Here is a 12,931-nt window from a genome sequence, read left to right as displayed (position 1 = left end):
TATGAAATCATTGATTGTTATCCTCTTAGTTATGATGGGTTTCGTAAGAGCGGAAGCTTCTTTGGCCTGCGACGTTTGCGTGCAAGTCGATAAAATGGCGAAGGCTTATGAAGAAGACGAGAAAAAGGCTTATGATAATTTCAACAAACTGATCAGCCAAGTTCAGCTTTCTAAAGACAAGGCCGTGCGCAAACAAGAACTGACTGTGATTGTGAAAACAGCGGTACTAATGGAAAACAGCGACGACCGTCAGGAACTCGCACCTTATCTGGCGGATATGCAAAAAGAATATCCACAAGAATTTAAAGAGGCATTAGGCGCTCTTCCTAAGGAAGCTCGTAAGAGTTTGGAAGATCAAATCAAGATCGCCAACAGGCTGATGGAAAAAGGAGAAGAGCCCTAAAAAGGGCTCTTTTCATTTAGAACGCACGACCGAAAACATCTTCCAAGACGGATTTCATCTTGGCCCAATTTTCAATCACTTCGCGCTTGTCTGAGTTTTTAAAATTCTGAACCTGGGAATCCATCGCTCCATAGCGCATAGAGATCACGTTCACGTTATAAGCCTCGTAAGATTTCAAAACACGGTCGACGTGTTTTTCCGTATCGTCGACGAATACAATCACCGGATAGTATTTTTTAGTTTTGCAAAGAATCGAGCGAAGCATCGCACCTTTGTGTTGTCCTGCCGTATAGAAAACACCATCTTCATAAACGGAAGGTTTGGAATCTTTAATTCCCCACGTCGTCAGTTCTTCCGCAGTTAAGCAAGACTCTGCTGGCTTATCCGTTTGAATCGGCAGAAAGCGGCTGACGTAGCCACCGACAGGACCTGGTGAAGTTAACGAAGGATCGTATCCCGCACGCGCTAATTCTCTTTGCGTGAAATTTTGGTATTCAGGCCCGCGAGACGTCAGCAAGAACACCGGATGACCTTGTTGCTGAAACAGGCGCACCATATTTGGTGACATCGTTTCAGGTGCGCGCATTTGGCTTAAAGCGTACAAGTAGCTTTGCACACGCAAAAGGCCATCGAAATCTTTCGCGACCAAATCTTGAGTGTCATTGTTTTTGAGTTTCTCTTCCTGCCAAGAAAACCAAGCGTCGCCACCTAGATCTGTTTCTGTCGTCAGAAGTGTGTTGTCGATATCAAAAACAACGAGAATCTCTTGAGCTGTGTATTGCTTTTTCAGCTCTTCCACTTTTTGCACGACTTCTTGCATGCTTTTGATTTGCACTTTTTCTGACGCTTCAGAGTGCAGCAGGAACGCGAAACTGAGAAGAAATACCCAAGCTGACTTCATAAATCCTCCTCTAGAATTTGTACGTTAATGAAAAGTAGTGGCCCACACCGGAAGTCTCGCCTGCGAAACCGCCGTCTTTAAGAAGGGCCATGTCTTTATAAAGTTTTAAACCGTAACCGGCAGCATAGCGCTTGGAGTGCCAGTAAAGTCCGTTAAACCACTCCAACGATGTGTCAGAGTAATTCTTAGAGTCCGAGAGTCTGTTCGCACCGAACTTGTAATCAAGATAGCCTTGATAAGAGATAAAACTGTTTTCGAAATGATAAAAAGGTGTGAACCAATTTGTCGAAAGGATGTAACCATCCCATTCTCTTTCGTTGGCAGCATCGAAATTCTCACGAACATAGCGAGCCATTAAATTAGCTCCAACTTTGCCAAACCATGGAACCTGAATATCCGTTCCGATACCCACGTACTGTTCAAAAAGGGCTCTGTCGCCCACATTGAAAAGGGTTGCAAGATACCATTCCTGAACAGGTCCTAAAGACAAATCATGTCCAGTCATGTAGTCCAATGAAAAACGGGGAGCGAGTTTAAAAAAGAAATTGTCTCCCGCATGACGGTCGCTGTCTGATTGAGAATCAAAAACGTCAAAGACATCCAAGTAACCGTAAAGATCCAAAACTCCAGAACGTCCACCGAATTCCATTTCGAAATAAGTGTCTTGTTGGTTTCCGAACGGAATTTTGTTGTCGATACTTCTCATCAAATTGAATTGGAACCATTTGAAGTCATTTTTATGAATATCGTCGTCAGAAATAGCGGCAGCGTGAGCGAAACTGCCAACAAGAAGACCAAGGCTCAAAACAAGCGTACACACTGAAACTCGGAACATTCGCGACTCTCCAGGATAAACAATTTTTGATGGGGGACTCTTGAGGCTGCATAAAACAGAAAATACCTCGCTAAGACAATGAAAAAATGGCCGATTTACTATTTTTTGCAGTGCTTTTCGTAGTGGGGCTATTGACTCGTTCGCTATAACTGTTTATTCCTGAGAGCAAGTTAGGGAGTAGTCGCAATTTCTCCGAATTGACTTAAGCCGACATACTGAGTGATGAACTCCGGTTTAAGTGCAAGGTCCCCCTTGTTGACGAGACTAACACGCGTGTTTTTAACAACAAACACCGTGTGGTCTCGTTTTCTTTTTGAGCCCCACGGTTTTTTCAAAGTGAGGGCTCCCGAATGGAAGCAATTTTAAATTCTTTTTTGTTAGTCGCAGCCACAGAGATGGGCGATAAAACGCAACTTTTAGCTTTAGTTTTAGCTGTGAAGTTTAAAAAACCCTGGCACGTGATGGGTGGTATTTTAGCTGCGACCATTCTTAATCACGCGCTCGCAGCGTGGCTCGGACAGTGGATTTCCTCACAGGTGCCTTCGCATTATTTGGATTGGGCTTTGGCGATCACCTTCTTCGGTTTTGCTTTGTGGATCTTAATTCCTGACAAAGATGATTCCAATCCCGACAATATGCGCTGGGGAGCTTTCTGGACAACGACGGTTCTGTTTTTCTTTGCTGAGATCGGCGATAAGACCCAGCTTTCAACGGTGGCGTTGGCGGCGAAATATCAAAACCTCACACTAGTGACGATGGGAACAACTTTGGGAATGTTATTTTCTGACGGACTCGCTGTGGTGTTTGGGGAAAGACTCACGCAAAAAATCCCGATGAAATGGATCAACTACGGATCGTCATTGCTCTACATGATTTTCGGTGTTGGAATTTTGATGCGTTAAAAGCATATGAAGCAGCCTGGTCTTGAAAAAATGTTCGCCTGGGGATTTTTTTCTGCCTTCTTAAATCATTATAACTGGGCTGTTTTAACTTATTATTTTGTGGCCATCTCAAAAATTTTTTTGTCTTGTTCTAAAATAATAAAATGAAATTAGGATTGTGGGGCTATTCCTTTTAAGTTTCGATGAACAATCGTTAATAGTTGAAAGGAAAAATCTAGTTGCATTACTAAATGCACATTGTCCTTATAATCTTGTTTTTGTTTTTATAAATTCTGTGCTTCAATTTGTAAACATGGATGTGTTGGAAAAACATACTTTGCTTACGGAGGGCACTTGGAAGTACATTCTGGATTGAAAAAGTCTTTATTATTGTTGGTCGGCGCTCAATTTTTCTATTCTGCGCAGGCGCATGCTGATTGCCCTCTTGGTGCTTCTAAAGTTTCTCCTCTTATGTGCAACAGTTATGAATTTGGAATGCCAGTAAATATCACGAACCCAACGGGGAATCCATCGTTAACGGTGATGGATGGGCATGTTGGAATTGGGACTCTTTCTCCTGCTGCGAGGTTGGATACCGTTTACGGAGTTCCCTCTGGTAACTCCGCCGATAGTTTTGTAAGCGTTAAGTCTGGAGCCACTGTCAATACAGCTTCAAACTACACAGGAACTATTTCCGGTGTGCAAGGACGAGTTTCAACTGGGTCCTCACAGTCAGGGACAATTAGCTCTGCTCACGGCGTCTCTGGGAACGTATATCATGCCGGAACCGGAACCCTTGTTTACGCTTCAGGACTTCAAGCGGGAGTGAGTAACCTTTCTTCAGGAGTAGTGACGAATGCTTATGGTGTTGGAATTTCTGTCCCTGTTAATTCCGGTGGTGGAGTAATCACAAACTACTTCGGTGTTTATATTGATACTCCGACAGCGGCGACAAACAATTTTTCTATTTATTCAAAGGGGGCAAAAAACTATTTCGGTGGCACCGTTGGGGTTGGTACTGAGAACCCCGGCTCCGAGCTTGACGTTCTTGGTACTATTCGCACGGATCAAATCTGTGATCGCAGTGGCGCAAACTGTAAGACTATTTCTGCGGGGTGGAGTACTGGAGGAGGTTCAGGCTCAGTAACGAATATCGATACTGGTACGGGCCTTCTTGGGGGGCCGATTACAACATCCGGGACTCTTTCTGTTGATGTCGGAACAACCGCAAACAAAATTGTTCAGCTTAATGGCTCCGCCCAACTTCCAGCAGTCAGCGGTGTGAACTTAACTGATATAAATGCAAGTAAGATCGCAGGCAAAAATGTTTCTGCATTTACCCCATCAGCAGATCAATTTTTAAGTTTTGATGGCACAAGCTGGGTTAATAAATCTGTTGCAATTTCTGACGTAACAAATCTTTCAGTTCAGCTGAATAATAAGATCGACGCCTCAAATATGCCCGCAAACTGTGGTGCAAATCAATCCCTCACTTTTTCATCACCTTTGGGAGCATGGAGTTGTTCTGATATCGTTTTCACGGCAGCTTCTTTAGGTTCGCAATCTGCGAATACAGTTCTTGCGTCTCCTGATGGTGTAGCTGGAAATGCAACTTTCAGGAAGATCACCACAGCTGATTTGTCGAGCTCTATTGTCGATTCTCTTTGGACAATCTCTGGATCGCACATAAATCGTCCGACCGGAAATGTGGGAATTGGTGTCGCGAATCCGACTACCAAACTTGCGGTGGCAGGTGAAATTCAATCGGTATCAGGAGGATTTAGATTTCCGGACGGCTCTTTGCAGACGACTGCTGCTAGCTCATCGGGCGGTTCGACGGGTAGTCCAACATTCGCTATGATATCTGCTTACAATGCGACTTCTGTTACTGCTGCAAGTACATGGACAAAAGTTTCATTTGGATTAAACCCTTCAGGCTCAACGAATATCCTGCAGAATGTAACCTTTAATGATACGGACTCAAGACTTATACCTTTAAAATCAGGCTACTATCGCATTAGTCTTGCCGCCGAAATGAGCACTGTTGGAAGTGGAGCGGGTTCTATGAGAGCTGCTATTTATATTAATGGAAATCCATATAAAATAACTCGTACTTTAATAAACTACACCTCTTCCTTTACTCAGACTGTTCTTGTTGATGGGCTGGCTTATTTAAACGGAAGCACAGATTATGTTGAGGGTTATGTTTGGTTTAATGGCACCAATACGGTCACGGTGAATGCAGGCCAAACAGCTACAACTTTGTCGCTTGATCTTATTCAATAGTGCCCCCGTGAAAATACATTTTATTAATGGCGTTTTAAATTTCATATAAGTTTTTCTTTTATGTTGAAGGGTGTTTATGACTTTAACAAAAATTATGTCCTTTTTATTTATTGCTGTTATTTCAGCAAGTGCATTGGCAGATGATGCTTGGCTTACGTGCGTAGATTCGAAAGTAAATTTTTGCTCATCGCAGGGATACACGTACAAGATTTTTTTGTGTGATGATTGGGTAGGTGAAGACGAAGTTTGTGTTCGTTGTTTCAATAGTGGAAATCCGGTATATTTCTTTGGTTGCGATGGCCCTGGTTATTCATCTTTACCGACAAATATTCGCGCGACAAGCGCACCTAGTTGCCAGCCTGGGCATTCAGTTATTAATCAAACATCTAACACATTTTCGGAATCGATACCTATTGTTGGAAGCGATGTTAGTTTGGTATTTAGTAGTGATAGAGGGTTGCGTCGCACTGATAACTATCGTCTTCGTCTACCTCTTTATGAAACTCCTCCGACTTCAATTTCGGTTTTCGATATTAAAATTCAAATCGCAGGGAGAAATATTTCGCTTTCGTTACCGACTTCAACAAATGATCATCTTGATTGGGTTTGGGATGGATTAAACAATCTCGCACAACCAACTCCTGGCGGAGCGGTCGCAAATATAAAAGTTTATTTTGGTACATATTCACCATCTTCCGTTCCCTTAGAGTTTTCACTGCCGCTTGGAAACTGGAAAGTAGATCGATTAGGTTTAGGAGGGTGGTCATTAAGCAACAATCATTTTTACGACATTGAAGTAGGACGACTTTATTTGGGAGGCGGAGCCGTTTTCGAAGCAGATTACGAAGACTTAGGAGGAGGAAATGTTGCCGTTTCTCTAGATTCAAATTCGGAGATTTATGTATTTAACTCTCAAGGAAGACATTTGCAAACCTGGGCAGCGTTAACGGGGCAGGTGCTTTATACTTTTTCATACGATTCATTAGGCCGGATTACTGGCTTTACTGATGCCTACGGAAGGACAACAAGTATCATTCGCAGCGCAGGCCAATTCACAGGTATTCAAACTCCTTATGGAGTCGTAACGACGGCCTCGATCAATGGCAACGGCTATCTCGCTTCCATAACAAATCCCAATAGCGAAGTATACTCTATGACGTATACAACATCTGGCATGCTGTATACGTTTACAAAACCGGAAGGTGAAGTGACCACTTTTTATTCCGATTCAGATGGGAATTTAAGTAAGGATGCACATAGTGGCGGAGCATTTTTAAATTATTTGGAGAGTCTTCTCGCATCAAGTAAGATGTATGTCAGAACTTCTGCCATGGGCCGCGAGCAAAATATCGAAGTTCTTAATTCGATGACTGCAACAACGACTAAAATTGTAAATTCACTGGGCAGCGTTACGACTCTTAAAGAGACTTACGGTCCTACAGGGAAAGTGGTTCGCACTAAAGGCGATACGAAGTTAGATATTTCATACACATACGATCCGCGCTTTGGGGATTTGGTAAGACAGCCTAGTGGGATTATTCAAAAAATGGGTACTCTAAATCGCTCTGCGACTTTTTCCCACTCTGCGAGTCTTTCCGACGTGAATGATCCATTTTCAATAATTACTCTCAATACTCAACAGACGGTGAATTCACGTACATATGGCAATGTTTTTTCGGGCTCATCAAAGACTTGGACTAACACCACGCCAGAAGGCAGGACAACTGCACTCGCAGTCGATATTTTCCAAAAACCCACGAGTATTCAGATCGGCAACCTAACGCCGTTAGCGCTACAATATGATAGTTGGGGACGATTAGTTTCGACTACCCAGGGAAGTCGTACTACAGAATATACGTACGATTCAAAAGGGTTTGTTGCTCAGGTGAAAAACGCACTTCTGCAGATTACATCATATGGCTATGATCTTGCAGGCCGCGTGACTACGGTAACACTTCCCGATAACCGCGTGATCGCTTACGCTTATGATGGCAACGGTCGTGTAACAAGTATAACTCCGCCAGGGAGACCTCAACATAATTTCTTTTATTCGGCTTTAGAAACTTTTAGGAAATACCTTCCACCTATTCTAGGGGGAATCTCCAAGCCAACCGAGTATTCTTACAATAATGATAAACAGGTGACGCGGGCTGACCGTCCCGATGGCGTTTCCGTTTATTTTAATTATGGCTCTCTAACCGGTGTCCTTGATTCAATTTCCGTTTCTACAGGCAGCCTATTTGAGTTCACATATGAAACAACGAAAGGGTTGCTTACAACTTCAAAATCGTACGATGGTTTAAAAAATACTTTTTCATACCAAGGATCTCTTTTAACTGATGACGTCCTTACTAATGCAGTTTCCGGAGTACAAATAGGAAAGCTGTCTTTGTCTTACGATAATAATTTCTGGGTTACGGGAAGCTCCGTACAAGGAGCTTCTGGTTCTCCTTTGACGATAACCTTTGGAAGAGATAATGACGGTCTTATTACGTCCGCGGGAGCCGCAGTTTATACTTATCAAACGGCGACACCTCTTCTTTCTACGATGACCCTGGGTGGCTCCGTTGAGAATTTTTCGTATAACTCATTCGGTGAATTATCTGGTCGATCAGTTAGTTATTCAAGTAACCCGATCTATGGAGTAGTCTACACCAGAGATAGTCTGGGGCGAGTTATAACCAAACAAGAAACTCTTAAAGGTACTACGGATACTTATGCATACAGTTACGACCTTTCTGGCAGACTGACCGACATTACAAAGAATGGTTCCGCATATGCACATTTTATTTTTGATAACAACGGGAATCGAACTGGTGGTAATGTTGGAATTGTTAACACTACTGCTACCTATGACAATCAAGATCGAATTTTAACTTATAACCAGTATACATTTTCACACAATGATAATGGAGAAATGATCAGTCGCCAGAATACATCGACTGGAATGGCAACTAATTATCAATACAACTCCTTAGGAGCATTGACGCAAGTTACTTTGCCGTCGGGTGATATAATTAGCTATGTCTATGACGGACTAGGACGACGAGTTGGAAGAAAGAAAAATGGAATTACAACGAGTACTTACTTATACGACGGCAAATATAACATCGTCGGAGAAATCGATAGCGCTGGTAATATAACAACCCAGTATGTATATGTCTCAAATCGTCACTCACCTGATTTTATGATTAAAAATGGAATTACTTATAAACTTGTAAAAGACCATTTAGGGTCGGTTCGTTTGGTGATGAGGATATCTGATGGAGCAATTGTACAAAGAATTGATTACAATATTTTTGGTACCGTTACGTTGGATAGCAATACTTGTTTTCAACCATTCGGATTTGCCGGTGGTTTAAGAGATCAAGATACAAAGTTATTGCACTTTGGTGCGCGAGATTATGATCCGGAAATCGGACGTTGGACGAGTAAAGATCCCATCTTGTTTAATGGTGGGGATACGAATTTGTATTCATATACGCAAAGTGATCCTGTGAACTGGATTGATCCAACGGGATTAAAGATTTACGACCCAGATGGAATAATTCCGGCTTGGATTAAAAATACTCCAATCTATAGGTAGTTGGATGCTGCTATTCAGGTAATTATTGTTAGAGATAAAAGTGGAAGCTCAGTAATTGATGCCGGGCAAACAAACAGCTACGGTCCATATGCATTATATCAAACAGTTGATATCGACGTAGCTTACGGATTAAAACGGGGCAAATCGGAGCGCTGTCCTGGGCTGACAGATTTAGAAGACACATTTTTGCACGAATTCAATCACGCGAGAGAAAATACCAAGCGGCTCTTTCAAAATGGCGACAATGAAGATGCGGATAATAGGTTATTGGATCAGCTATTTAGCGAATCAATACAGTACAAAAAATAGGGGAATAAATTGAAAAACATAATATTAATATTTATTGGTCTCTGCGGAATGATATCGACGGCTAGCGCCCGATGCCGCAGTTGGGATTACGGAGCGCCAAGTCTGTGTGCAAGTTTGCGTTTAGATAGCTTAAAGCGTAAAGAAGACGAGAGCTGTTATTTTATGGCAGAAGTGCAATCGTATACCTTTTCTGATCCAAAATTGAAACAATCCGAGGTGTTTGAGAACCTAGTTCGAGAAAAAAAATTGCATTTGGTCAAAATTTCGAAAGATATTTGCGAAAAGATCGGTGGCAACAATGAGATACAAGGACTCATTGTTGGTGAGTGCCACGATAATATCGGCGATGTGTTCTTTGGCTTAGAACGTTTCTTTCGTAAATTATTTAAAAAAGAAAAACTTTATGCCGATTTTAGATTGGTTAGATCGGCAGAGTTAGTTCATGTAGAGAATGGTAAATCCGTGACTTACACTGCCACTTGCAAAAGTTCTGAATCAAAAATGTGACGAGGCTGTCATGAGCTAGCATGTTTCAATACTTATTGAGGAGTTATTGCAAACGATAATCTTATCTCCGTAGGTTTAAAGGAATTATATGTTGAGAAATTTAGTTTTAGTGCTGATCATGTCGGCCTCTTTAACATCTGAGGCTTTGACTCTTGGTGAGGTTAAACCAAAGCTGTCCAATCCAAAAAAGTGCCTTGAATATTTGTATTCGGATCCAACAAGATGGAATACGTATATTAGTAATATCTCTCAAGGTAAGATAAATTGGCTTAAAACATGGGTTAACCTGCGTAAGGTTAGCGATGCTGGCCCGACTAGCGAGTTAGATATCGCATACGCTAGCGCAATTGAAAAGAATCCAGATAAATCTCTTAAAATTATATTGGACGGTTGGATTGATAAGACCGAGGCGATAAAAATTATTCAGAAAATCTGCGAATCCAGTATCGAAACTTATGCAAATCAGTCTATGTCAGAAGGAGAATACAAAAAAAGAACAAAGAGTTTATTAGAATATCGTCTCAAAAATTTAGAAAAAATTAATTCAAAAGAACTAGTCGAATTAATAAATACGTGCAACTTATCCTTGAAAGAACAGCTCAAAAACGTAAGCAAAAATTCTGAAAATTAAGCTGATTTAGTTCCTACGGAATGATTTGAAAAATAACTAGCCAGAAGAATGTTAAAAAACCGCTGACTTCTAAAGCAGCGGTTTTTTGTTATTGGATAATAGTTTTCTAATGCAGCGATCGAACTATTGGAAGTTCTGAACCTGCGCGATGTAAGGAAGATTTCTGTAGTAACCTTGGTAATCCAAACCGTAACCAACTACGAATTCATTTTGGATTTTGAAACCCACGTGATCAAGATCGCATTTCACTTTCAAAGCATCTGGCTTTTCAAGCAAAGCGATTGTTGTAAGGCTCTTAGGTTTACGAGACAAGATAGAATTTTTTAGGTAGTTCATTGTAAGACCCGTATCTACGATGTCTTCAACAAGAATCACGTGGCAACCTTCAACCGGGCTTGCCAAATCCAAAGTCACTTTCACTTCGCCGGAAGAAGAAGTTCCACCGTGGTAAGAAGAAACGCCGAAGAATTCGCAAGTGATGTCAGCGTCGATGTTGCGGATCAAATCAGAGTAGAACATGAACGAGCCTTTCAGCACGCACACTGCAACGACTTTTTCATTTTTAAATTTCTTTGAAAGAGTCGCGCCCAACTCTTTAACCTTTTGCTGAATTTTTTCTTCAGTGATGTAGGGTTTAAGTGAAAGATTTGTCATAGTAACGTCTCCATCTCTACACAAAAGAGTTGTTCATGATTTCACCGAAACCACCGCCGCCTGGAACGATATAGTGTTTGTCGTTCAAACCGCGTTCTTGATCCCAATATTGGCCCGGAGTTGCATCTAAAACTGCCTGAGGCGATAGCCCTCGGTCAAGTCTTAAGGCATAGATCACGACGTCAGGGTGCACAGTGAGAACATTCTTCAAATACTCAGGGGTGACGATCAGGTTTAAGGCGATAAATTTCTTAGCAGGCCCCTGAATATGCGTTTTATAGTGGGAAACGGCGGTCACCATGGTGTTCCCCGTAGCCCCCATAGGGTCCGGGAAAATCACATGAGCCCCTTGCACGTCGCCCCCGATTTTCATTCCGCCAAACTCAGCTCCAGTGACCATGTCTTTGTTGTTCGTCACCCGAGCTGCAAAAATATGATCTTGGCGAACGTTCTGAGCGGGCAGAGCAAAATGCAGAAAGTTATAACAAATATGACTCGGATAAGTCCCGGCACGCGCAAGGTTAATACTGACGGCTTTTTGATGAGAAGCAATGCGCTTGCCTTTGAGTTTCTTATCGGGATGAGTCTCTGTCATGCGAGTGGATTCTTCGAAGTGCTCAATATCAAATTCATTGTTCACGGTGACTGAAATCAAATGCGTGTAAAGAACTTCCACGATGCGATTGATTTCAGGTTGATAACAACCTGGCGAACACAAACGCGCCAGCAGTCCGCTTAAAAACGGATTGTCGATGATATGCACTTGAGGCCCATAGAGGTGACTCAACTCTTGTTGAAATGCCATGGGAATACCTTTGGTTATGTCTTAGTTGCCTTTTTCGAATTCGACAAAGATCACAAGCTCGCTGTCTCCAGATCTGAATTGAGGAGAGCGTAAGATCTTAAAAACATCAATAGCGGTGAGTTCGTCTTCATTTTCCAAATTTGATTGCGGAGGTAAAACGCCGGCCATGAAAAAACCAGTGTCGCCACCGATTTCAAAAATTGCGGGGAAGGATTTTCTTTGAATCTCTAAAGTTCCTGAAACCGAAGGTTCTTTCCAGGTTCTTTGAATTTCTAAGTTCCCACGCAAGTTGTTGTTGTCGATCTCGCTCAGCTCAAAGAATGTTGTCAGACCAATTTCTACTGAAGGGTCTCTGCGATCTTTCAAGCCGTAAGACCATTGCAGCGTTTTTGAATTTTCTAAAGGACGGTCTTCCTTGTGAAGAATTTTGGTTTGCGCTGCCGACAATGCACGGCGAATGCTTGGAACAATTCCCGCCGAATAATCATTAAAATTCATAAACTGACCTGTGCTGCGGCTGGCAGCATAAAGGCCGTTCAAACTTCCGCGAGAAACTTCCGCATAATAAACCACCAAATGCGGGCTGCCGGTTTTTGCCAAAGATCTTGTGTCTTTGTTTTTATCGTCCAGTGCCGCCGATGTCGGGGAAGGTCCCGCCGTCGGAGCTGCAGCGGGGGCTGCCACTTTGTAAGCTGTGACAACACCGTCTGCGGCGTCTTGCTGAGGTGTTTGTGAGGCTTGATCCGTTGGCGTTTCTTCTGAAGTCGCAGACTCCGCAACTTCCGCCAGAGCCGAATTATTTGTGGAATTGATTTGCACCGTGGATTTAAGGTAACTCACACGGCGCTCAAGATTTTGTTGGCCTTTTTGATAAAGAGTGATTCCAACGCCGCCGGCAACGATAACTAAAACAGAAAGCTGAACAAGCGGGTTGCCGACGATTCGTTTCCAAGCCGGAGGAGTGGTAGGTTTGAAGTTTTCCATGTCAACGCCACACTGCGCGCAGTATTTGTCTTTAGGTTGTTGAAAACCACAACGTGGACAGTTAATTAACATCGAAATTCAAATCCTTTTAAATATTCGAAAAAGCCTTAGAAATAGGTTAAGGCAAAGCGACTTGACGCTCAATAGAA

General features: G+C 42.4%; 12 protein-coding genes. 7 read left to right on the top strand and 5 right to left on the bottom strand.

Going from position 1 to position 12,931, the window contains the following annotated elements; all coding sequences use genetic code 11:
• Position 1: 1 nt before the first annotated feature.
• The gene (locus AAAA78_RS15020) at positions 2-403 is read left to right on the top strand and encodes a hypothetical protein (RefSeq protein ID WP_340592866.1); all 402 of its coding nucleotides are present in this window, start codon (positions 2-4) and stop codon (positions 401-403) included.
• Between the two features lie 16 nt (positions 404-419).
• Here AAAA78_RS15020 and AAAA78_RS15015 read toward each other — a convergent pair whose 3' ends face one another.
• Together AAAA78_RS15015 and AAAA78_RS15010 are read right to left on the bottom strand one after the other, a co-directional pair.
• Positions 420-1,304 (bottom strand): DUF2608 domain-containing protein, encoded by an 885-nt coding sequence (locus tag AAAA78_RS15015; RefSeq protein ID WP_340592865.1) that lies wholly within the window; start codon positions 1,302-1,304, stop codon positions 420-422.
• Between the two features lie 10 nt (positions 1,305-1,314).
• Positions 1,315-2,139, bottom strand: a complete 825-nt coding sequence (locus tag AAAA78_RS15010) for a nucleoside-specific channel-forming Tsx family protein (RefSeq protein ID WP_340592864.1) — start codon at positions 2,137-2,139, stop codon at positions 1,315-1,317.
• A gap of 350 nt (positions 2,140-2,489) precedes the next feature.
• Between AAAA78_RS15010 and AAAA78_RS15005 the strand changes: the two genes are divergently transcribed.
• The 6 genes from AAAA78_RS15005 (at position 2,490) to AAAA78_RS14980 (ending at position 10,339) form a co-directional block, all read left to right on the top strand.
• Positions 2,490-3,041, top strand: a complete 552-nt coding sequence (locus AAAA78_RS15005; RefSeq protein WP_295899029.1) for a TMEM165/GDT1 family protein — start codon at positions 2,490-2,492, stop codon at positions 3,039-3,041.
• Positions 3,042-3,374: 333 nt separating this feature from the next.
• On the top strand, positions 3,375-5,306 hold the full coding sequence (locus tag AAAA78_RS15000; protein WP_340592863.1) for a hypothetical protein: 1,932 nt from the start codon (positions 3,375-3,377) through the stop codon (positions 5,304-5,306).
• Positions 5,307-5,382: 76 nt separating this feature from the next.
• Positions 5,383-8,892 (top strand): RHS repeat domain-containing protein, encoded by a 3,510-nt coding sequence (locus AAAA78_RS14995; RefSeq protein WP_340592862.1) that lies wholly within the window; start codon positions 5,383-5,385, stop codon positions 8,890-8,892.
• Positions 8,893-9,201 (top strand): hypothetical protein, encoded by a 309-nt coding sequence (locus AAAA78_RS14990; RefSeq protein WP_340592861.1) that lies wholly within the window; start codon positions 8,893-8,895, stop codon positions 9,199-9,201.
• A 9-nt stretch (positions 9,202-9,210) separates the two neighbouring features.
• The gene (locus AAAA78_RS14985) at positions 9,211-9,708 is read left to right on the top strand and encodes a hypothetical protein (protein ID WP_340592860.1); all 498 of its coding nucleotides are present in this window, start codon (positions 9,211-9,213) and stop codon (positions 9,706-9,708) included.
• An 88-nt stretch (positions 9,709-9,796) separates the two neighbouring features.
• Positions 9,797-10,339, top strand: coding sequence for a hypothetical protein (locus AAAA78_RS14980; protein ID WP_340592859.1), 543 nt, complete (start codon positions 9,797-9,799; stop codon positions 10,337-10,339).
• 123 nt (positions 10,340-10,462) lie between these two features.
• Here AAAA78_RS14980 and hpt read toward each other — a convergent pair whose 3' ends face one another.
• From hpt to AAAA78_RS14965, 3 genes are read right to left on the bottom strand one after another with little or no spacing between them, the layout of a single operon-like run.
• Positions 10,463-10,993 (bottom strand): hypoxanthine phosphoribosyltransferase, encoded by a 531-nt coding sequence (gene hpt / locus AAAA78_RS14975; RefSeq protein ID WP_295899027.1) that lies wholly within the window; start codon positions 10,991-10,993, stop codon positions 10,463-10,465.
• A gap of 16 nt (positions 10,994-11,009) precedes the next feature.
• The gene (locus AAAA78_RS14970; RefSeq protein ID WP_340592858.1) at positions 11,010-11,798 is read right to left on the bottom strand and encodes a uracil phosphoribosyltransferase; all 789 of its coding nucleotides are present in this window, start codon (positions 11,796-11,798) and stop codon (positions 11,010-11,012) included.
• A 21-nt stretch (positions 11,799-11,819) separates the two neighbouring features.
• Entirely contained in the window at positions 11,820-12,854 is a 1,035-nt protein-coding gene (locus tag AAAA78_RS14965) for a hypothetical protein (RefSeq protein WP_340592857.1), read from the bottom strand.
• Between the last annotated feature and the right edge of the window lie 77 nt (positions 12,855-12,931).

It is taken from the genome of Bdellovibrio sp. BCCA, assembly GCF_037996825.1.
In the GTDB taxonomy this organism is placed as follows: Bacteria; Bdellovibrionota; Bdellovibrionia; order Bdellovibrionales; family Bdellovibrionaceae; genus Bdellovibrio.
This window is presented reverse-complemented; position numbering and strand designations above follow the sequence as displayed.

Excerpts from the sequence above, each read along its gene's own strand:
- AAAA78_RS15020 (WP_340592866.1), top strand. The coding sequence starts at position 2 with ATGAAATCATTGATTGTTATCCTCTTAGTTATGATGGGTTTCGTAAGA.
- AAAA78_RS15015 (WP_340592865.1), bottom strand. The coding sequence starts at position 1,304 with ATGAAGTCAGCTTGGGTATTTCTTCTCAGTTTCGCGTTCCTGCTGCAC.
- AAAA78_RS15010 (WP_340592864.1), bottom strand. The coding sequence starts at position 2,139 with ATGTTCCGAGTTTCAGTGTGTACGCTTGTTTTGAGCCTTGGTCTTCTT.
- AAAA78_RS15005 (WP_295899029.1), top strand. The coding sequence starts at position 2,490 with ATGGAAGCAATTTTAAATTCTTTTTTGTTAGTCGCAGCCACAGAGATG.
- AAAA78_RS14995 (WP_340592862.1), top strand. The coding sequence starts at position 5,383 with ATGACTTTAACAAAAATTATGTCCTTTTTATTTATTGCTGTTATTTCA.
- AAAA78_RS14980 (WP_340592859.1), top strand. The coding sequence starts at position 9,797 with ATGTTGAGAAATTTAGTTTTAGTGCTGATCATGTCGGCCTCTTTAACA.
- hpt (WP_295899027.1), bottom strand. The coding sequence starts at position 10,993 with ATGACAAATCTTTCACTTAAACCCTACATCACTGAAGAAAAAATTCAG.
- AAAA78_RS14970 (WP_340592858.1), bottom strand. The coding sequence starts at position 11,798 with ATGGCATTTCAACAAGAGTTGAGTCACCTCTATGGGCCTCAAGTGCAT.
- AAAA78_RS14965 (WP_340592857.1), bottom strand. The coding sequence starts at position 12,854 with ATGTTAATTAACTGTCCACGTTGTGGTTTTCAACAACCTAAAGACAAA.